The following is a 19910-nucleotide window of genomic DNA, read 5'->3' as shown; positions in this document are numbered from 1 at the left end:
TGCGCATGGTGCTCCTGAAATAATAGCAAATTACCCGGCGGTACAGCAACCTGCCGGGCGCACTCTCATGATCATTACCAGTCTTCTGGATACCGACCTCTACAAGTTCACCATGATGCAAGTGGTGTTGCACCAGTTTCCGGGGGCTCAGGTCGAGTACCGCTTCAAGTGCCGGAATCAGGGTGTCAACCTTGCCGCCCATGCGGCGGAAATCCGCGAAGAGGTCCGTGCACTCTGTAGCTTGCAGTTCCAAGAGAGCGAGCTGGCTTACCTTCGTTCCATGCGTTTTATCAAAAGCGACTTTGTTGATTTTCTGGGCCTGTTCCGGCTGAACGAGAAGTACATCACCATCACGCCCTTGGAGAATGGGGAGCTGGAGATCCGCATCGTTGGGCCCTGGTTGCACACGATCTTGTTTGAAATTCCGGTGCTGGCCATCGTCAATGAGGTGTATTTCCGCAACAGCCAGCGGGTGCCGGACTTCGTCGAGGGGCGCAAGCGCTTGGACACCAAGATCGAGCAGTTGCGTGCCGATGGTTTGCAGGATCTGAAGATTGCAGACTACGGCACTCGCAGGCGCTTTTCGCGGGCCTGGCATGACGAGGTCCTGCGGGTTCTCAGCGCCAAGCTGGGCACCTCAAGCTCCAGCGGCACCGCTACTGCGCCCGCGCCCACGCCCAGTGGCCAGTTTGCCGGTACCAGCAATGTGCTGTGGGCCATGAAGCTGGGGCTCACGCCGCTGGGAACCATGGCGCATGAGTATTTGCAGGCATCCCAGGCGTTGGGTCCTCGCCTGCGCGATAGCCAGATTTTTGCCTTTGAGTCGTGGGCGAAAGAGTACCGGGGTGACCTTGGTATTGCGCTCAGCGATGTCTATGGCATGAGCGCGTTTTTGCGGGATTTCGACATGTTTTTCTGCAAACTCTTTGACGGTGCGCGCCACGACAGTGGCGACCCGTTCCAGTGGGGCGAGCGGATGATTGCGCACTACCTCAGCAACCGTGTGAATCCGGCAACCAAAACACTGATCTTCAGTGACGGGCTCACCGTGCCCCGCACCGTGGAGCTGTACCGCCAGTTTCAGGGGCGGTGCCAACTGGCTTTCGGCATCGGAACCAACTTAACCAACGACCTGGGTTACACGCCGCTGCAAATTGTGATCAAGATGGTGCGTTGCAACGGACAGCCGGTCGCGAAGCTCTCCGACACACCGTCCAAAAATATGTGCGATGACGAAAAGTACCTCGCCTATCTGCGTCAGGTGTTTGACATTCCATCGCCGCAGCAGCCCGCTGCCCACTCTCCACAGGCCTCTCTATGAATTACACCGACCGCAAACCCCGCATTCTGGTCAGCCGGGCGATATTTCCGGACGTGCTTGCGCAGCTGGAGGCTGTGTTTGAGGTGGAGCACAACCAGGCCGATGCAGTCTGGTCGCCGCGTGAATTGACCGAACGCCTGCAAGGCAAAGACGGTGCCCTGACCACCGGCGGCGAGCGCATCAGCGCCGAACTTTTGCAGGCCTGCCCCGGGCTCAAAATTTGCGCGAACATGGCCGTGGGTTTCAACAACTTTGATGTGCCCGCCATGACCGCTGCCGGCGTGCAAGGCACCAATGCCCCTGATGTGCTCACCGAGACCACCGCCGACTTCGGGTTCGCGCTGATGATGGCCACCGCCAGACGGGTCGCCGAGAGCGAGCACTTTTTGCGGGCCGGGCAATGGACCCGCTGGAGTTACGACATGTTTTGCGGCAGCGACATTCACGGCGCTACCTTGGGCATTTTGGGAATGGGACGCATCGGGCAAGCTATTGCACGGCGCGGCTTTCACGGCTTCGGCATGCCGGTGATCTACCACAACCGCAGCCGGCTGGACCCCGCGACCGAGGCCACCTGTGGTGCCCGCTACGTGGACAAGGACACCTTGCTGACTCAGGCAGATCACTTGGTTCTGGTGGTGCCGTATTCGGCTGCGTCGCACCACGCTATCGGGGCAGCAGAGCTGGCGCGCATGAAGCCGACCGCGACACTGACCAATATTGCACGCGGCGGCATTGTGGACGATGCCGCGCTGGCTGCCGCGCTGCGCAACCGCCAGATAGCCGCTGCGGGTCTGGATGTGTTTGAGGGGGAGCCGCAGGTGCACCCCGACCTATTGACCGTGCCCAACGTGGTGCTCACCCCCCATATCGCCAGCGCCACGCTAGCTACGCGCCGGGCTATGGCGCAGCTGGCCGCAGACAACCTGCTGCGCTTTTTTGGCGATGGTTCGGTGCTGACGCCGGTGAATACGCTGGCCTGATGGCGGGCGGTGCGTGCTCAACGACCACTAGCCCAATGAGTGATTTGCTACTGTTTTTATAGCTATCAGCGCAGTATCTATAGGGGCTAGAGCCCGATTTGTTAGTGATTTTGAAGGAATGTATGACGGAATGGACAGGGCTCGCTGGGGTTGCTCTCGGGGTGGTGCAACTGGTGTTGCTGGTCGTGCTATTGCGTGGCCGCAGGGGCGCGGACTCTCAGACCCGGGACCAAGAGGCAGCCCAGCAGGAAGCCCGCCGTCAGGAAATCCTGGCCCGTCTGCAAAGCAGCACCGAGCGTTTGGAGCGTGAGCTGCGCCGCGAGGTCCAAGAGAGCGCCCGCAGCAGCCGCCAGGAGCTGGCCCAGAACCTGGCGACTTTTCAGCAGAGTCTGGTGCAACAAGGGGCAGAGGCCACGCGCACCCAAAACACCCAGATAGATGCCTTCGGCCAACAACTCGCGCTCTTGCAAAAGACGCTGTCAGACACGCTTGCGCTGCAGCTGGGCGCATTGAGTGAGTCCAATGCCCGCCGGATGGCAGAAGTCCGTCAGACCTTGGAAGCGCAGCTCGCCCAGCTCCAAACCACGAACGCTGCCAAGCTCGACGAAATGCGGGCCACGGTCGATGAAAAGCTGCAAACCACCTTGCAAGCCCGCTTGGGTGAGAGTTTCAAGCAGGTGGCTGAGCGACTGGAACAGGTCCACAAGGGACTGGGAGAAATGCAATCGCTGGCGCAAGGCGTGGGCGACCTCAAGCACTTACTCACCAACGTGAAAACCCGCGGCATGTTTGGCGAAGCCCAATTGGCAGGCCTGTTGGAGCAGGTGTTTGTGCCCGACCAGTACGCCACCCAAGTGGCCACCCGGCCCGGCAGCAAAAATGTGGTTGACTTCGCGATCAAGCTACCCGGCAAGTCGGACAACGGAGAACCCCTTTGGTTGCCTATTGATGCCAAGTTCCCCAACGAAGACTACGAGCGTTTGCTGGACGCGCAAGGCCGAGCCGATGCTGTCGCGGCGGAAGCTGCAGGCAAAGCACTGGAGGCGCGTATGCGCCTGGAGGCCAAGTCCATTGCCGAGAAATATGTGGAGCCGCCCCACACGACCGACTTCGCGATTCTCTTTTTGCCGACTGAGGGTTTGTATGCCGAAGTGCTGCGCCGCCCCGGCTTGATGGAGGCGCTCCAGCGCGAATACCGCATCACCCTGGCAGGCCCCACGACCTTGCTCGCCATGCTCAGCTCTTTGCAGATGGGGTTTCGCACCTTGGCGCTGGAAAAGCGCTCCAGCGAAGTCTGGCAGGTGCTGGGTGCTGTGAAAACGGAGTTCAGCAAATTCGGCGATGTGCTCGCCAAGGTCAAGTCACAAACCGAGACCGTACTCAAAACGCTGGACAGTGCCGAGGTGCGCAGCCGAGCCATGGGCCGTGCCCTTAAAAAGGTAGAGGCTCTGCCAGAAACCCAGTCGCAGGCGCTGCTCCCTATCGATAGGGATCTAGACCGCGACCCTGACAGCGCGGGCCTATGACACCTCCAGCGCAGAGTCCTTGGGCCTTGTTGCGGCTCATCTCAGGCCATGTCTGCCTGCATGCCAGCATGGCAGGCATGCGCTTGGCGGCTCCGCTGTGGGCCTTGCAGCAAGGGTACGGGCCCTTGGCGGTGGGCTCTTTGCTGTCGCTGTTCTCCCTGTCGCAAGTGTTTCTGGCATTGCCGGCCGGGCGGTTTGCGGACCGCCATGGCTTGCGCAAGCCGGTATCGTGGGCCGTGGGTGCCTCCATGGCCGGGCCTGTGGTCGCCGTGCTGTTTCCCAGCTTTGAAGCGTTGTGCATTGCGGCGTTGATGATGGGCGGTGCCACAGGGGCTGCTGCAATTGCCTTGCAACGCCATGTCGGTCGGGCGGCTGCCGATGCCACCGACCTGCGCCGTGTGTTCAGCTGGCTCTCCATCGGGCCTGCGGTGTCCAACTTTTTAGGGCCGGTGTGTGCGGGTTTGTTGATTGACCATGCGGGCGTCTGGTCCGGGGGGCAGGTGGCCGATGCACAGGGTTTCACCGTTGCATTTGCTTTCACCGCCTTGTTGCCATGTCTAGCGTGGTGGTGTGTGCGCTCCAGCCAGGAGCTGCAGCGGGTGCCGCAGCCGGCGGGCGGCCCGGCCAGCGCATGGCCTTTGCTGCGTGACCCGATGATGCGCCGGCTGTTGCTGGTGAACTGGCTACTTTCGAGCTGCTGGGATGTACACACCTTTGTGGTGCCGGTGTTGGGGCACGAGCGGGGCTTTAGTGCCTCGGTGATCGGGACCATCCTCGGTGCGTTTGCCGTGGCTGCGGCGGTGGTTCGTGTGTTCCTGCCGCTGATGGCAGCCCGTTTGCGGGAGTGGGCGGTGGTGACTAGTGCCATGGTGATCACGGCAGTCTTGTTTGCCGTCTATCCCTTCATGCCCACCCCGTGGGCCATGGGCGCCTGCTCGGTGCTGCTGGGGCTGACACTGGGTACGGTGCAACCCATGATCATGAGCACCTTGCACCAGATCACCCCCCATGCCTTGCACGGCCAAGCCATTGCGCTGCGCTTGATGACCATCAATCTCTCCAGCGTGCTGATGCCCATGTTTTTTGGCACCGCTGGCGTGGTGGTGGGGGTCTCGGTGGTGTTTTGGACCGTGGGCGCCCTCGTGGGGCTGGGCTCACACGCAGCCTTTGGGCTGCGTGCCGGAACTCAGAGCGGCAGTCCGTAGAAGGTCCGGATAAATTCCCAGGCCTCTTCGGGGTCGTCGGTGTATTTCAGCAAGTCGAGGTCGCCGGGGGAAATCGCGCCTTCTTCGACCAACACGTCCATGTTGATCAGGCGTTTCCAATAGTCGGTGCCGAACAGGATGATAGGCACCGGCTTGGCTTTTTTGGTCTGAACCAGGGTGATGACTTCGAACAGTTCATCTAAGGTGCCGAAGCCGCCCGGAAACGCCACCAGTGCTTTGGCGCGCATCATGAAATGCATTTTGCGGGTGGCAAAGTAATGGAACTTGAAGCTCAGGCTCGGTGTGACGTAGGGGTTGGCACGCTGCTCGTGCGGCAGGGTGATGTTGAGCCCCGGCGTGAGGGCACCCATTTCATGGGCACCCCGGTTGGCCGCTTCCATGATGCCGGGGCCGCCACCGGTGCAAATGAACAGGCGCTCTTCGCGTGGCTTGCGTGCGCTGTGGCCGGCAACCAAGCGGGCAAACAGGCGCGCGTTGTCATAGTGCTTGGAGTTGCGCATGTGACGCTGGGCAACGGCCATTTCCTGCGCGTCGCCGCTGGCCGTGGCGGCTTCGAGTGCAGCGCTGGCTTCTTCGGGCGAGGGGAAGCGCGCGCTCCCGAAAACCACGACCGTGTTGTCCACGCCTTGTGCCGCCTGGTCGAGGTCGGGCTTGAGCATTTCGAGCTGGATGCGGATACCGCGTGTCTCGCGGCGCAGCAAAAACTCGGGGTCCGCAAATGCCAAGCGGTAAGCGTCGGTGTCGAGCGCACCGCCTTGGTCAGAATGGTTTTGCAGATCCGCCCAAGCGTTGGCGATGCGGCTTTCGTTGAGGTTTTGGGTGTTTTCCATGGCTTCATTGTGCGGTAGTTTCGAGGCACTTTGAACGCAAGGGGCATGCCATGTTGTCTCGGGTGTTTGGGCCCATAAAAAAAGCTCCCGAAGGAGCTTGTTTTCTGGAGGCGAGGGGTTGCCCGCTCGCTTCAGGCGGGTATCAGACGCGCTTGCGGTATTCGCCGGTGCGGGTGTCGATTTCGACCTTGTCGTTTTGTGCCACGAAAATTGGCACGCCGATTTCGAAGCCGGTTGCGATCTTGGCAGGCTTGAGCACCTTGCCGGAGGTGTCACCCTTCACAGCGGGCTCAGTCCAGGTGATTTCGCGAACGACGCTGGTTGGCAGTTCCACAGAAATGGCCTTGCCTTCGTAGAACACCACTTCGGCGGTCATGCCGTCTTCGAGGTAGTTCAGGGCGTCGCCCATGTTTTCGGATTCGACTTCATACTGGTTGTAGTCAGCATCCATCCAGACGTACAGAGGATCTGCAAAGTAGGAGTAGGTGCAATCCTTCTTGTCCAGAATGATCTGGTCCATCTTGTCGTCGGCCTTGAACACCACTTCGGTACCGAAGTTGGCGATCAGGCTCTTGAGCTTCATGCGCACGGTGGCAGAGTTGCGGCCGCCGCGGCTGTATTCGGTTTTCAGGACGACCATGGGGTCTTTGCCGTGCATGATCACGTTGCCGGCGCGGATTTCTTGTGCGATTTTCATAGGGTTGCTAGAGCGAGTGTCGCGAGTGGCGACTGTAGGCCGCAGTCTGCGGCGGGGCATGAATCGCCCCAAAACTCGGGCGGCAAATTCAGCAAAGCCTCGTATTTTATCGCTTTTTCTCTACGAAATTGAGGAGCTGGCTGACCAGATCGGGCTGCGCCATGAGCCGGCTGCGCCAGTTTTGCGCGGCTGCGAGCATTTCTGCGGCGTGCAAAGTGTTCCAGTCCCACGGTTTGCCGTCAGCCTCGCCCGCCAGTGCGACCCCATTCCACGCGCCGTGAAGTGCGCGCAGTGAAGGCGGCGCATTCAGGCAGTCCAGAAAGGCCTGCAGTTTGTCGGCGTGGGCGCCGTCGTCCTGGGGGTAAATGTTCCAGATGAACGGCTTGCCTGCCCAGAGCGCGCGCACCAGCGAGTCTTCGCCCCGCACCAGATTGACATCGCAGCTGCCCAGCAAGCCGTCAAATTCGGTTTGGCTGAGTAAGGGCAGGTAATGAACCCGCAAATGCCCTTGGCCGTCTTGCAAGCCCGCTGCAGCCAGCGCTTCGGTCCAAATGGCTTTCACCGCGCGGGTAGCCCGCCCCGGCGTCACCAAAAGGAGAGTGGGCTCGGGGCCGGCCATCCAATGCGCCAGTGCGGCACCGAGGGCAGGGGGCTCGTAGCAAAACAAGCTGATGAGGCGCTCACCCTGCCATGCCACTCCATGGACCTGGAGCCAGGCAGTGCGCTCAGTTGGTCCCCAGTTTGCCTCGTCCTGAAGCAATGCCGGCTCGCGCAACAGCCCCCCGGTTCCTTGCGTAAAGCCGGGGTAATAAAAGTTCTTGGTCCAGCCCTTTGCGGGGCCTTGCATCACCGGTGAGGGCAGGGCATGGCAGCGCTCAACATAGCTCTCGGCGGAAAGGTACTCTAAGTTGATCCAGACCGGTGGTTTGAAGTGATTTTCGCTTCCGGCCCTTATAAAATCTGCGCATGCCGCTATAAATTCAGGAGCAATTTCGCAGCCGAACCCTTCAATCCACACCGTGGCCGGTGGCAGGCTCGCAACATAGGCGCTGTTGTGGCTAAGGGCCCAATCCAGTACCTGCACTCCGGGCCATGTGCCCTCGAGTGCACCGGGCGCCATCCATTGGAGCGGGCTGCTGTCGTCGGCCCACAGGCGAACGTGGTGCCCGCGGCTCGCAAGGTCTGCGCACAGGCGCCAGCACACGCCGATATCGCCAAAATTGTCGATGACCCGGCAAAACACTTCCCACTGGGAGTGGGGCAGGTTCGTTAATGGGGCGTCAGGAGGCAACAGGTGGGCGGGCAAGGACATGCGCCCGATTGTGCACAAGCCCGGCCACTGGGCTGACAATAGCGCCCCATGAGTGAAACCCATCCCGAAGAGCTGCTGCGCGAAGTGGCAGCCCTGCCGTCTTTGCCCGGCGTGTACCGCTATTTCGATGCCGAAGGCCAGGTCCTGTATGTGGGGAAAGCGATCAGCTTGAAGAAGCGGGTGAGCAGCTATTTCCAGAAAAATCATGGCGGCACCCGTATCGGCCACATGGTGAGCAAGATTGTGCGCATGGAGACCACGGTGGTGCGCTCTGAGGCCGAGGCCTTGCTGCTGGAAAACAACCTCATCAAGACGCTGAACCCGAAGTACAACATCCTGTTCAGGGACGACAAAAGCTACCCCTACCTCAAGATGACTTGCACGCCGCCTGTGCCCAAGAACATGGCGCCTGCGGAGTCACCGGTGTCTGCCCGTGCGCCGCAGCCGGTGGAGTTTGCCCGTGTGTCGTATTACCGTGGGGCGGTGGAGAAAAAGCACCGCTATTTCGGGCCGTACCCGAGTGCTTGGGCCGTCAAAGAGGCCATCCTGCTGATGCAAAAAGTGTTCCGTCTGCGCACCTGCGAAGACTCCATTTTTGCCAACCGCACCCGGCCTTGCCTGCTTTACCAAATCAAGCGTTGCTCAGGGCCCTGTGTCGGGCACATCCAACCCTTGGACTATGCGCAGGATGTTGCGAATGCCGAGCGTTTTTTGCGGGGGGAGGCGCAAGATGTCATGCGCGGACTCGAAACCCGGATGATGGCCCATGCCGACAAACTGGAGTTTGAGAAAGCGGCCGAGTTGCGCAATCAGGTGGCGGCGCTCTCGAATGTGCTGCACCAGCAATCGGTCGACAACGTGTCGGACCGCGATGTGGACATTCTTGCGGTCAAGGTTCAGGGCGGCAAAGCCTGCGTAAACCTCGCCATGGTGCGCGGCGGGCGGCACCTGGGAGATCGCCCTTATTTTCCGGTGCATGTTGAAGATGCCTCGCTCATGGAAACCGTGGAGGAGAGCATGCGAGCCTCTTCCGTAGAGGCCCAGGTTCTGGAGGCATTCATTGCCCAGCACTATTTGCAGGTTCCTATGCCGTCGGTGCTGGTGGTGAGTGAGCCGGTCAGCAAAGCGCTGATGCAGGCACTCGCAGAGCAAACCGGTGTGAAGGCCAGTGCGGTACATCAGCCGCGGGAGCAGCGGCGGGCTTGGTTGGACATGGCTCAGACCAATGCGGCCCTTCAGTTGGCGCGCTTGCTGTCCGAAGAGGGTTCCCAGCAGGCCCGGACACGGGCCTTGGCCGACGCGCTGGATCTGGCCATGGACAACCTCGATGACTTGCGGATTGAATGCTTCGACATCTCACACACCGCAGGCGAGGCAACCCAGGCCTCGTGTGTGGTGTTCCAGCAGCACAAAATGCAAAACGCGGAGTACCGGCGTTTCAATATTGACGGTATTACCGGCGGGGATGACTACGCGGCGATGCGGCAGGTGCTAACCCGGCGTTACAGCAAGCTTGCTGAAGCGCTGCGGGAAGCCAAGCACAGCGGGAGTGCACCGACGGGCAGCGCGCGCTTGCCGGACCTGGTGCTGGTGGATGGGGGAAAGGGTCAAGTCTCCATGGCCAAGGAAGTGTTTCAGACCTTGGGACTGGATCTATCGCTGATCGTTGGCGTAGAAAAAGGGGAGGGGCGGAAGGTCGGTTTGGAGGAGTTGGTGTTCGCCGACGGGCGCGACAAGGTGTACTTGGGCGCCGACTCAGCGGCGCTCATGCTGGTGGCGCAAATTCGCGACGAAGCACACCGTTTTGCGATTACCGGCATGCGGGCTGCCAGAGCCAAGGTCCGGACCGGCGGCAGCAAGTTGGAGGAGATTCCTGGAATCGGTCCAAAGCGACGGGCCCGCTTGCTGCAGCGTTTCGGCGGGGTGCGCGGCGTGGAGCAGGCCAGTGCCCAAGACATCGCCTCAGTCGATGGAATCTCTCGCGAATTGGCGGAGGAAATCTACCGGGCGCTGCATTAAGCCGTGCCACAATCCTGACATGTTTACCACCATCCCCACCATCATGACCTGGGCGCGGATTTTCGCGATTCCCCTCATTGTGGGCGTGTTCTACCTGCCCGGTAGCATGGCCAGCGATTACGATAAAAATCTCGTTGCGACCGTCATGTTCGTGTTGTTCGCGGCGACCGATTGGCTTGATGGTTATCTGGCGCGCAAGCTTAATCAGGCCTCTTCATTTGGTGCTTTTTTGGATCCGGTGGCGGATAAGTTTTTAGTCTGCGCCTGTGTCCTGGTGCTGGTGCATTTGCAGCGGGCAGATGTATTCGTGGCGCTGATCATCATCGGGCGGGAAATCGCTATCTCCGCCCTGCGCGAATGGATGGCCCAGATTGGCGCGAGCAAGAGTGTCGCGGTCCACATGATCGGCAAACTCAAGACGGTGGTCCAGATGGTGGCTATTCCGTTTCTGCTATTCGATGGCATGTTGTTCGGGGTGATTGACACCCATCTCTGCGGAGTGTGGTTGATCTGGATTGCTGCTGTTTTGACAGTCTGGTCGATGGTGTACTACCTGCAAAAAGCGATTCCTGAAATTCGTGCACGTGCACAGTGAATGCTGCTAACTGCCTCAGATTCACCTTTCAGTCCACTGACAATTACGCACAATAAAAAAATTAAGCATCGGCGAGAAGGGCCTTGATTTCGGTCTAGAATTTGCCTCCGCACTGTTTGAAAACAGATGCACAAAGCGTGGTTCGTAGCCTCCCGCAGAGCGGATGTGTGCAGATACGACCCACCAGAAATTTGAAGAGACATTGTCTAACTCCGTTTCCGATTAAGGGGCCCTTGTGAACAAAACAGAATTGATCGAGCACATTGCCAAGCACGCAGATATTTCTAAGGCTGCTGCTACACGCGCTTTGGAATCCACTATCGGCGCAGTGAAGACCACCCTGAAAAAAGGCGGTACAGTGTCGCTCGTAGGTTTTGGTACATTTGCAGTGGGCAAGCGCGCTGCACGTACAGGTCGCAATCCTCGCACCGGCGATGCGATTAAAATCAAAGCCGCCAAGGTTCCAAAGTTCCGTCCAGGCAAAGCATTGAAAGATGCCCTGAACTGAAATCCGGTTATCGGGAGGGTGATTAGCTCAGTTGGTAGAGCGTCTGCCTTACACGCAGAATGTCGGCGGTTCGAGCCCGTCATCACCCACCACCCCTACCCAGCAAAGGCGAACAAATTGTTCGCCTTTTTTGTTGTTCAAATGGAGAGTTAGCGCATGTTTGATTTTGTTCGCAAGCACACCAAGGTGTTGATGTTCTTGATGTTCTTGCTGATCATTCCCGCCTTCGTGTTGGTGGGTGTTGATGGCTACAAGAGCATGGCAGGGCAGGGCGAGACGGTCGCGACCGTTGGCAACGTCAAGATCACACGCGAAGAGTGGGATTTTGCGCACAAGAATGAGTCGGATCGTTTGCGCTCTTCGGTGCCTAATTTGGATCCAAAGCTCTTGGATTCCCCCGAAGCCCGTTACGCTACGCTGGAGCGTCTGGTGCGTGACAAGGTAATGGCGGAGGCGGTGGAGTCAGCCCATTTGACAATGAGCAATGCACGTCTGGCGCGCGAGTTGCAGCAAAACCCGACGATTGCCGGCTTGCGCAAAGCCGATGGCACCCTGGATATGGAGCGCTACCGTCAACTAGCGGCTAGCCAAGGCCTCACGCCCGAGGGCTTTGAGGCCCGCGTACGCCGTGACTTGTCTTTGATGCAAGTTGAATCTGCAGTCTCTTCGACTGCGTTCTCACCCAAGGCCTTGTCCGATATTGCACTGAATGCGTTTTTCGAGCGCCGGGAAATCCAGGTGTTGCGCTTCAATCCGGCAGATTACCTTGCCAAGTTGAATCCTTCTGACGCAGACCTGGAGGCTTATTTTCAAGCCAACACGGCGCAGTTCCAATCAGTGGAAACTGCCAACATCGAGTACTTGGTGCTGGATCTTGAGGCGCTGAAAAAGACAGTCGTGGTAAGCGAGGCTGATTTGCGCGCCTACTTTGAGCAAAATGCAAGCCGCTTGAGTGGGAAGGAAGAGCGCCGTGCCAGCCACATTCTGATCAATGCACCCAAGGACATGGCGGCGGCGGACCGTGCCAAGGCGAAAGAGCGTGCGACTGCCTTGCTTGCGCAAGCACGCAAAGCCCCTGATTCTTTTGCAGAGCTCGCCAAGAAGAACTCCCAAGACGCGGGTTCTGCTGTTCGCGGCGGAGACCTCGACTACTTTGGCCGCGGTGCCATGGTGAAGCCTTTTGAAGATGCTGCATTTGCATTGAAAAAGGGAGAAATTAGCGAAGTGGTGGAGTCCGACTTTGGCTTCCACATCATCAAATTGGTAGATATCAAAGGTGCGAAGCAACCGACTTTTGATGAAGCAAAAGCTAGTTTCGAGCCCGAACTGCGCGCCCAGTTGGCGCAGCGCAAATTCGCTGAAGCCGCTGAATCATTCACCAACGGCGTCTACGAGCAATCAGACAGTCTGAAGCCGGTAGCAGAACGTTTGAAGTTGGAAGTCAAGACTGCAAACAACGTTCAGCGTCAGGCGCAACCTGGTGCCACCGGACCTCTGGCCAACAGCCGTTTGCTTGAAGCTATTTTTAATGCAGATTCTCTGGAGAAAAAGCGCAACACAGAGGCTTTGGAGTTGGGTGCGAACCAACTGGTATCGGCGCGCGTGGTTTCCTACAACCCGGCCCGAGCGCTGACCCTCGCAGAGGTCAAGCCGCTGGTTCGTGAGCGCTTGATTGCAAGTCGTGCTTTGGAGCAGGCTAAAAAAGAAGGCGCTGATAAGCTGGCCGCTGCGCAGAGCAACCCCACTGCTGGGAATTTTTCGGCTGCGATTACCGTGTCCCGTGATGCTCCCCAGGGTCAACTAGGTTCTGTAGTAGATGCTGCACTGCGTGCGAACCCCTCTAAGCTGCCTGTTGTGGTCGGCGCTGACCTGGGTACTCAGGGTTACGCGGTGGTTCGCGTCAACAAGGTCATGCAACGCGCGGCGGTAGAAGAAGCAAAGGCAAAACAAGAGCAAGCGCAGTACTCTCAATGGGTTGCCGCAGCGGAGAGCACGGCCTATTACGAGAGCCTGAAGCAGCGCTTTAAGGTCCAAATGAAGGTTGCCGCACCCTGAATCGAATCTGGGCGCACTCGGGAAAAAGGACTTTTTTTCGGGTTATAATTTAGCTCTACGGTGGCTGTAGCTCAGTTGGTAGAGTCCAGGATTGTGATTCCTGTTGTCGTGGGTTCGAGCCCCATCAGCCACCCCAAAATAAAAAAGCCCGCTAGCGAAAGTTAGCGGGCTTTTTGCTTTGTTGATTCCTCTATTCGGGAACCGGTGCGAAGGCGTTTCTACAAACTTCCCTCGCCGGATTAACCCGTCAGGCCTTCAAGTCTTCAGGTATTCACCAAAACCAGTTTGCCCATCACCTTGCGCGAACCCATGTGGGCATAAGCTGCCTTGGCGTCTGCCATTGGCATAGTCCGGTCGATGACTGGCTTAATTTTTCCCTGCAAATACCAAGTGGCAAGTTCTTGCATCATGGCGGCGTTTTTCGCTGGTTCTTTTTTTGCAAAGTCGCCCCAGAAAACGCCGACAAGGGAGGCGCCCTTCAGCAGTGCAAGATTCCAGGGAAGTGCAGGGATGGGGCCGGCCGCAAAACCCACCACCAGGTAGCGGCCGCGCCATGCAATGGAGCGGAAGGCTGGCTCAGCCAGATCGCCACCGACAGGGTCGTAGACGACGTCGGGTCCGCGCCCTCCGGTCAGTGCTTTGACGGCCTCGCGCAGGTTTTCGGTGCTGTAGTTCACCGTCGCATCGGCACCCGTGCGGGTGCAGAGGTCGCATTTTTCTGCGCTAGAGGCTGCCGCTATCACCTTGGCCCCCATGGCTTTGGCAACTTGAATGGCGGCGGTTCCCACCCCTCCTGCGGCCCCGAGGACCAGCACCGTTTCACCGGCCTTTAGCTGTGCCCGATCAATTAACGCATGGTGTGAGGTCGCGTAGGTCATGATGAATGCTGCCGCATCCACCATCGGAAACCCCTTGGGTAGGGGCATGCACAGTGCGGCGGGAGCAATAGTGTGGGTTCCGAACCCGCCGGTGCCGCTCAGACAGGCGACGGCCTGTCCCGGTTTCAAATGGCTGACGCCGTCACCCACAGCCACCACGGTTCCCGCGTACTCGGAACCGGGCACAAAAGGGAGCGCCGGTTTCATTTGGTATTTGTTCTGAACGATCAACAGGTCCGGAAAATTCAGACTGGCCGCGTGAATTTCCAAAAGAACTTCGCCATCTCCCGGTGTCGGGGTGGGCATTTCCGTCCAGGTTAAGGCGTCAACGCCGGTCGGGTTTTCACATAGCCAGGCATGCATGGTGCTTCTCCAAAAATGAGCATCCAAATCATAGGGCTCACGGTAGAAGGCAGCCGCGCGGATTGTCCTGACGGCGACCCCGGCCAGCCCTGCGACCTACAATGCCTCAACACTACTTTCCGCTATGAAAATTCTCATTTCCAACGACGACGGTTATCAGGCTCCAGGTATCGTGGCTCTCTATGAGGCGCTCAAAGATGTTGCGGAGGTCGAAGTCATTGCGCCCGAGCAAAACAACAGCGCGAAATCCAATGCGCTGACGTTGCATTCCCCCCTGTATGTGCATCAGGCCGTCAATGGGTTTCGCTACGTCAATGGCACGCCGGCAGATTGTGTTCACATCGCGTTGACGGGTCTTCTGGACTACCGGCCTGATCTGGTGGTGTCCGGCATCAATAACGGCGCCAACATGGGTGATGACACCATCTACTCCGGCACGGTGGGTGCGGCCATGGAAGGGTTTTTGTTCGGGATTCCAGCTGTTGCGTTTTCTCAGGTCGAGCGTGATTGGGTTCACCTGCAGTCCGCAGCCCAAAAAGCCCGCGACATGGTGCTTGCCATGCAGCAACAACACATGATCACCACGGCACCATGGCTGCTCAATGTCAATATTCCCAACCTGCCGTTTGAAGACATTGGTGTTGCCAAACTGTGCCGTCTGGGCAAGCGTCATGCGGCGGAAAAGGTGATCAAGCAACAAAGCCCGCGCGGCGAAACCATGTTTTGGATTGGTGCGGCCGGTCCGGTGAAAGACGATGCGGATGGCACGGATTTTCACGCCACAGCACAGGGCCATGTGTCGGTCACGCCACTCAAAGTCGATCTGACGGACCATGACAATTTGGGGTATTGGGCTCAATCCATAAACAGATTGAGTGCCGCAGCGCCGGTATGAAAGACCGGCCCTCTTTTCCCGCGCGTCTGGATACGACGCTCGCTCAAACCCGCCCTCATCCTTCAGGCTCCGCGGTGGCGTTAGGCGCCCGTGCACCGGCAGGGGCTGCGGCAGTTTCACTGAAACTCCAGACTGGAAAGAGTCCCGTGCCTGGTATCCCCAGGCCCCAGGGCCTGGGCATGGATTCGTTGGCGGTCAGGCAGCGCATGGTGCAAAAACTGGCAGGGCAGGGGGTAACGGATCCCTTGGTCCTGTCGGCCATGGGTTCGATCGAGCGGCACCGGTTTGTGGACAGTGCATTGGTCAACCAAGCCTACGAAGACACCAGTCTACCCATCGGCCTGGGGCAAACTATTTCTAAGCCCGGCGTGGTATCGCGCATGATCGAGCTATTGCGCAACGGGGTGAGTGGTCCCATGGGACGGGTCCTGGAGATCGGCACGGGTTGCGGCTATCAGGCCGCGGTGTTGAGTTGCGTGGCCACCGAGGTGTACAGCATTGAGCGACTGCGGGGCTTGCATGACAAAGCCCGCGACAACCTGAGGCCTCTGCTCCTGCCCAATGTGCACTTGCTGTTTGGTGATGGCATGGCCGGCTATGCGAAAGGCGGGCCGTATTCGGGCATCATTTCTGCCGCTGGTGGCGACGCTTTGCCGCAAGCCTGGGTGGATCAGCTGGCCATGGGGGGCCGACTAGTGGCGCCTGTGGTTCATGCCGGGGGACAGGCTTTGCTGGTCGTGGACAAAACTCCCCAAGGCTTGCGCCAGAGCATTCTGGAGGCGGTACATTTTGTACCCCTAAAATCGGGCGTTGCCTGAAGGGAAAATTCAATATGGTCGGTTTGCGTAGTGTGTGTTTTGGCGTAGCGGGTGCTGCGCTGGTGGTGCTTGCCGGGTGTGGCTCAAAGCCGATTACCCGGGCACCGGTGGAAGATCGTTCCAACCAGGCGCCTCAGCAAACTGTCAGCACAGACCCGCGGACCCAGGCGGTCAAGCAGCCTCCGGGTTTTGAGAATGCCGGCAAACCCGGCTACTACACGGTCAAGCCCGGCGACACCTTGATCCGCATCGGGCTGGAGAGCGGGCAGAGCCACAAAGACATTGCCCGCTGGAATGCCTTGGACAACCCCAACAAAATTGAAGTGGGACAAGTGCTGCGAATTGTTCAGCCGCTTGCGGTAGTGGAAGCGGCGGGAACCAAGCCTGTGGTTGCGAGTACCGCGACCGTGACGCCTTTGCCACCTGCTGCAGCCAGCGCACCTGCCAAGCCCGCATCGGCCACGGCGGCGGCCAGTGCACCCGCACCGGCCAAAGCGGCTTCCGCAGCGGCCAGTGCCCCGGCCGTCGCAGCGGTCACTCCCGCAAGCGCCACCGATGACGCGGTCGCTTGGATCTGGCCGGGCAATGGTGCCGTGTTGGCGGGTTTCGATGAAGTCAAAAACAAGGGCTTGGACATTGGTGGCAATGCCGGTGACCCTGTGTTGGCGGCAGGCGAAGGCAAGGTGGTTTACGCCGGTGCCGGCCTGCGAGGCTATGGCAATCTGATCATCTTGAAGCACAACAATACCTATCTCACCGCCTACGCCCATAACCAGACCCTGCTGGTGAAAGAAGACCAAACCGTCAAGAAGGGCCAAAAAATTGCGGAGATGGGCAGCAGTGATGCAGACCGCGTCAAGCTGCACTTCGAGGTACGCCGCCAGGGCAAGCCGGTGGACCCTGTCAAGTACCTGCCAGCACGGTAGCCCGTATGCCTGACGATCCCGCCCCCGCTCACGATGACCCGCAAGTCGGTCGTGAGTGTGGTGAGTGGGAAAATGAGGTAAATCGGCCTCTAGCCCCCGTAGATATTGCGCAGGTAGCTCCTGATTTTATAGCGGATACAGCTCCGCCCGGCCCGCGTGAGCTCTTGGCCGAGGCCGATGAGTCCGGCTTGGGGCCTGATGCCTTGGCTGTCTATTTGCGGGGAGTCAGGCGAACCCCCTTGTTTACCGCAGCAGAAGAACTGGATGCCGCAACCCGGGCCCGCGCCGGGGACTTTGCTGCGCGGCAGAGCATGATCGAGCACAACCTGCGGCTGGTCATCAGCATTGCCAAGAGTTATGCCGGACGCGGGGTGCCACTGGCCGACCTGATTGAAGAGGGCAACCTGGGCCTGATGCATGCCATCGACAAGTTTGAGCCGGAACGGGGTTTCCGGTTCTCCACCTATGCAACATGGTGGATCCGGCAGGCGGTGGACCGGGCTTTGATTTACCAGGGGCGGGCAGTCCGCCTGCCTGTGAATGTGGTGCGCGAAGTGCAGCAAGTGCTTCGGGCCCGGCGACTGCTTGAAAACGATGGACTGCTTGCGGCGCAGCGGCCGGAGGGAATCCGGGTGGACGACATTGCCCATCTCCTGGGACGGGATGCCGCGGATGTTGCCGACCTGCTGGCCCTGGCTGAGGCGCCGCGCTCCTTGGACGCACAGTCTGATGCAGGCGGGGATCAAGCTACCTTGGGCGACAAGCTGGCGGACACGCATTCCGTGTCGCCGGATTCCAGCGCGTTGGCCCATGAGGTCGACGCCTTGCTCCATCAATGGCTGGCTACCTTGAATGCCCGTGAGCAAGAAATACTGGAAGCGCGTTTCGGTCTGGACGACCGAGATGCAGAGACGCTCGAAACCCTCAGTGCCCGGCTGGGTCTGACGCGTGAGCGCGTCCGGCAGATCCAGAACGAAGCACTTTTCAAACTGAAGCGGCACCTGGCTCGCCGCGGAATCAAAGCGGAGTTTTTGATGTGAGGCGGTCTGACCTGAGACAATTCAGGCATGACAGACGCAAACAACAACGAAATCGTAGCAACGCCGCAGCTGCCCGACGGGTGGCTGGCCGTGAAATCTCTTGACCTCGAAGCCCAGGGTGTGGCGCACCGGCCTGACGGCAAAGTGGTGTTTATTGAGGGTGCGCTTCCATTTGAGGTGGTCAGTGCCCAGATGCACCGCAGCAAAGCCAGCTTTGAAAAGGGCACGCTCACCGAAATCCACACCGAGTCCTCGCAGCGGGTGCAACCGGCATGTCCGCATTTCGGCTTGCATGAAGGCGCTTGCGGGGGCTGCAAGATGCAGCACCTGCACGTGGGCGCCCAAGTGGCGGTTAAGCAGCGGGTGCTGGAAGACAACCTGCACCACATCGGCAAGCTCAAGCCTGATAACGTGGTCCGCCCGATCGAAGGGCCCTCATGGGGCTACCGTTACCGGGGGCGTTTGTCGGTGCGCTTTGTCCGCAAAAAAGGCGCGGTCCTGATCGGTTTTCATGAGCGCAAGAGCCGCTATGTGGCCGACATGAAGGTGTGCCACGTGTTGGCACCGCGGGTGAGCGCCATGTTGATGCCACTGCGCCAGTTGATTGAGTCCATGGACGCGGTGGAGACCATTCCGCAGCTGGAATTGGCCATGGGGGACATCAGTGACCAGCAGGACAACCAGGCCGGCGTGATAGCGTTGGTACTGCGGCACATGGAGCCCTTGTCGGAGGCTGACAAAGGCCGCCTGCGGTCGTTTGCTGCGACGCAAGCCGGCCTGCAATGGTGGCTGCAGCCCAAGGGCCCGGAAACCATTCATCGCCTCGACGAACTACCCGGCCACGAGACCGGCGAGCTGGCCTACAGCTTGCCCGACTTCGGCATCACCATGCCCTTCCGGCCCACCGATTTCACGCAAGTCAACCCGCATATCAACCGGGTGCTGGTATCTCGCGCATTGGGGCTGTTGCAGGTGCAAAAGACGGAGCGGGTGATTGACTGGTTCTGCGGTCTGGGCAACTTCACTCTGCCGCTGGCTACCCAGGCGCGCGAAGTGCTGGGGATTGAAGGCGCAGAAGCCCTCGTGGCCCGTTCGCGTGAGAACCTTGTTTTCAATGCACAGCGCAAAGCGGCTGCAGTGCCCGCAGAGTCTGCGCTGGCAGCTACAGAATTTGTAGCGCGCAACCTGTTTGAGATGACGCCTGACCTGCTGATTGCAGACGGTTCTGCAGACAAGTGGCTGATTGACCCTCCGCGTGAAGGCGCTTACGCACTCGTGCAGGCGCTCGCAGCGCTGCATGTCCAACCCGAGCTACGCAAAGGCTGGACACCACCGAAGCGGATTGTGTACGTGAGTTGTGCGCCATCCACCCTCGCACGGGACGCGGGTGTACTGGTCAACGAAGCAGGCTACACCTGTACCAAGGCCGGGGTGGTGAATATGTTCCCCCATACGGCCCACGTGGAGAGCATTGCGGTGTTCGAGCTTAAGGACTAAAAAAGCGGAGCCTAGTGCTCCGCTTTTGCTTTGGGCTTGGCCTTGGTGCCCTCTTCCTTCTCTGTGACCATCTCATCTGCCGATGGCGGAGGTGGTGGAGGAGGAGGGGGCTTCAGGCCCTGAGGCGCCACGCCCTCGATTTTGTTCTCACGCATGTAAAGGTCCATCTCTTTCCAGCCATTGAAGATGGCGGATTTGGATGCCTTTTCGTTGAGCGAATAGCAGTCTTCAATGCTGCGCAGGCCGTGCCTGCAGGCACTACCGATGGCTTTGGCTTCGGCCTCGCGCTGGGCGATCTTCGGATCGGCCATGGCTGCCTGGATGGATTGCAGATCACAACCCGAGAGCAGCATGGCAGAGAGCAACAGGAGAGGGCGTAGTGTCATAGGGCGGATGAAGTGCTACTAGGGTTATCGGCAGC

At 59.3% G+C, this 19910-nt stretch carries 18 protein-coding genes and 2 tRNA genes; 15 read left to right on the top strand and 5 right to left on the bottom strand.

Annotation, left to right across the window (positions count from 1 at the left end):
* Positions 1-67: 67 nt before the first annotated feature.
* The 4 genes from pncB (at position 68) to QZW03_RS01100 (ending at position 5035) form a co-directional block, all read left to right on the top strand.
* The gene (gene pncB, locus QZW03_RS01115) at positions 68-1321 is read left to right on the top strand and encodes a nicotinate phosphoribosyltransferase (RefSeq protein ID WP_296507552.1); all 1254 of its coding nucleotides are present in this window, start codon (positions 68-70) and stop codon (positions 1319-1321) included.
* The gene (locus QZW03_RS01110) at positions 1318-2304 is read left to right on the top strand and encodes a D-glycerate dehydrogenase (RefSeq protein WP_296507550.1); all 987 of its coding nucleotides are present in this window, start codon (positions 1318-1320) and stop codon (positions 2302-2304) included. Before pncB ends, QZW03_RS01110 begins: the two co-directional genes overlap by 4 nt.
* 122 nt (positions 2305-2426) lie before the next feature.
* Positions 2427-3830 carry a DNA recombination protein RmuC gene (rmuC, locus tag QZW03_RS01105; RefSeq protein ID WP_296507548.1) on the top strand — a complete coding sequence of 468 codons (1404 nt, stop codon included), beginning with the start codon at positions 2427-2429 and terminating at the stop codon, positions 3828-3830.
* The gene (locus QZW03_RS01100) at positions 3827-5035 is read left to right on the top strand and encodes an MFS transporter (RefSeq protein ID WP_296507546.1); all 1209 of its coding nucleotides are present in this window, start codon (positions 3827-3829) and stop codon (positions 5033-5035) included. Before rmuC ends, QZW03_RS01100 begins: the two co-directional genes overlap by 4 nt.
* Here QZW03_RS01100 and QZW03_RS01095 read toward each other — a convergent pair.
* The 3 genes from QZW03_RS01095 to earP all read right to left on the bottom strand — a co-directional run bounded on the left by QZW03_RS01095 (position 5017) and on the right by earP (position 7895).
* Entirely contained in the window at positions 5017-5886 is an 870-nt protein-coding gene (locus tag QZW03_RS01095) for a TIGR00730 family Rossman fold protein (RefSeq protein ID WP_296507544.1), read from the bottom strand. The two genes, QZW03_RS01100 and QZW03_RS01095, sit on opposite strands and share 19 nt — an antisense overlap.
* A gap of 142 nt (positions 5887-6028) precedes the next feature.
* The gene (gene efp / locus QZW03_RS01090; RefSeq protein ID WP_296507542.1) at positions 6029-6583 is read right to left on the bottom strand and encodes an elongation factor P; all 555 of its coding nucleotides are present in this window, start codon (positions 6581-6583) and stop codon (positions 6029-6031) included.
* 106 nt (positions 6584-6689) lie between these two features.
* The gene (gene earP, locus QZW03_RS01085) at positions 6690-7895 is read right to left on the bottom strand and encodes an elongation factor P maturation arginine rhamnosyltransferase EarP (protein ID WP_296507540.1); all 1206 of its coding nucleotides are present in this window, start codon (positions 7893-7895) and stop codon (positions 6690-6692) included.
* Positions 7896-7943: 48 nt separating this feature from the next.
* Here earP and uvrC point away from each other — a divergent pair, with 48 nt between their 5' ends.
* From uvrC to QZW03_RS01055, 6 genes are all read left to right on the top strand, one after another.
* Complete coding sequence (gene uvrC, locus QZW03_RS01080) at positions 7944-9914, top strand: excinuclease ABC subunit UvrC (protein ID WP_296507537.1); 1971 nt, start codon at positions 7944-7946, stop codon at positions 9912-9914.
* Positions 9915-9933: 19 nt separating this feature from the next.
* Complete coding sequence (gene pgsA / locus QZW03_RS01075) at positions 9934-10509, top strand: CDP-diacylglycerol--glycerol-3-phosphate 3-phosphatidyltransferase (RefSeq protein ID WP_296507535.1); 576 nt, start codon at positions 9934-9936, stop codon at positions 10507-10509.
* Between the two features lie 235 nt (positions 10510-10744).
* On the top strand, positions 10745-11017 hold the full coding sequence (locus tag QZW03_RS01070) for an HU family DNA-binding protein (RefSeq protein ID WP_142810653.1): 273 nt from the start codon (positions 10745-10747) through the stop codon (positions 11015-11017).
* Positions 11018-11033: 16 nt separating this feature from the next.
* Positions 11034-11109 (top strand) — tRNA-Val (locus QZW03_RS01065).
* Between the two features lie 64 nt (positions 11110-11173).
* Positions 11174-13072, top strand: coding sequence for a SurA N-terminal domain-containing protein (locus QZW03_RS01060; RefSeq protein WP_296507528.1), 1899 nt, complete (start codon positions 11174-11176; stop codon positions 13070-13072).
* A gap of 60 nt (positions 13073-13132) precedes the next feature.
* Positions 13133-13208 (top strand) — tRNA-His (locus tag QZW03_RS01055).
* Positions 13209-13335: 127 nt separating this feature from the next.
* Here the strand turns inward: QZW03_RS01055 and QZW03_RS01050 are convergent.
* Positions 13336-14313: an NADPH:quinone oxidoreductase family protein gene (locus tag QZW03_RS01050; RefSeq protein WP_296507527.1), complete on the bottom strand. Its 978-nt coding sequence runs from the start codon at positions 14311-14313 to the stop codon at positions 13336-13338.
* A 124-nt stretch (positions 14314-14437) separates the two neighbouring features.
* On the opposite strand from QZW03_RS01050, the gene surE reads away from it, so the two are divergent.
* From surE to rlmD, 5 genes are read left to right on the top strand one after another with little or no spacing between them, the layout of a single operon-like run.
* Positions 14438-15208: a 5'/3'-nucleotidase SurE gene (gene surE / locus QZW03_RS01045; RefSeq protein ID WP_296507526.1), complete on the top strand. Its 771-nt coding sequence runs from the start codon at positions 14438-14440 to the stop codon at positions 15206-15208.
* Positions 15205-16026, top strand: a complete 822-nt coding sequence (locus QZW03_RS01040; RefSeq protein ID WP_296507525.1) for a protein-L-isoaspartate(D-aspartate) O-methyltransferase — start codon at positions 15205-15207, stop codon at positions 16024-16026. The genes surE and QZW03_RS01040 overlap by 4 nt, the downstream gene beginning before the upstream one ends.
* Before the next feature lie 14 nt (positions 16027-16040).
* Positions 16041-16952 (top strand): peptidoglycan DD-metalloendopeptidase family protein, encoded by a 912-nt coding sequence (locus QZW03_RS01035; protein WP_296507523.1) that lies wholly within the window; start codon positions 16041-16043, stop codon positions 16950-16952.
* A gap of 5 nt (positions 16953-16957) precedes the next feature.
* Positions 16958-17992, top strand: a complete 1035-nt coding sequence (locus tag QZW03_RS01030; RefSeq protein WP_296507522.1) for a sigma-70 family RNA polymerase sigma factor — start codon at positions 16958-16960, stop codon at positions 17990-17992.
* Positions 17993-18019: 27 nt separating this feature from the next.
* Positions 18020-19489 carry a 23S rRNA (uracil(1939)-C(5))-methyltransferase RlmD gene (gene rlmD, locus QZW03_RS01025; protein WP_296507520.1) on the top strand — a complete coding sequence of 490 codons (1470 nt, stop codon included), beginning with the start codon at positions 18020-18022 and terminating at the stop codon, positions 19487-19489.
* A gap of 11 nt (positions 19490-19500) precedes the next feature.
* On the opposite strand, the gene QZW03_RS01020 is transcribed toward rlmD, so the two are convergent.
* Positions 19501-19875: a hypothetical protein gene (locus QZW03_RS01020; protein ID WP_296507518.1), complete on the bottom strand. Its 375-nt coding sequence runs from the start codon at positions 19873-19875 to the stop codon at positions 19501-19503.
* Positions 19876-19910: the final 35 nt, after the last annotated feature.

This window comes from Rhodoferax sp., from assembly GCF_013297935.1.
Lineage (GTDB): Bacteria > Pseudomonadota > Gammaproteobacteria > Burkholderiales > Burkholderiaceae_C > Allorhodoferax.
The sequence above is the reverse complement of the archived record's forward strand: the minus strand, read 5'-3'. Positions and strand labels throughout refer to the sequence as shown.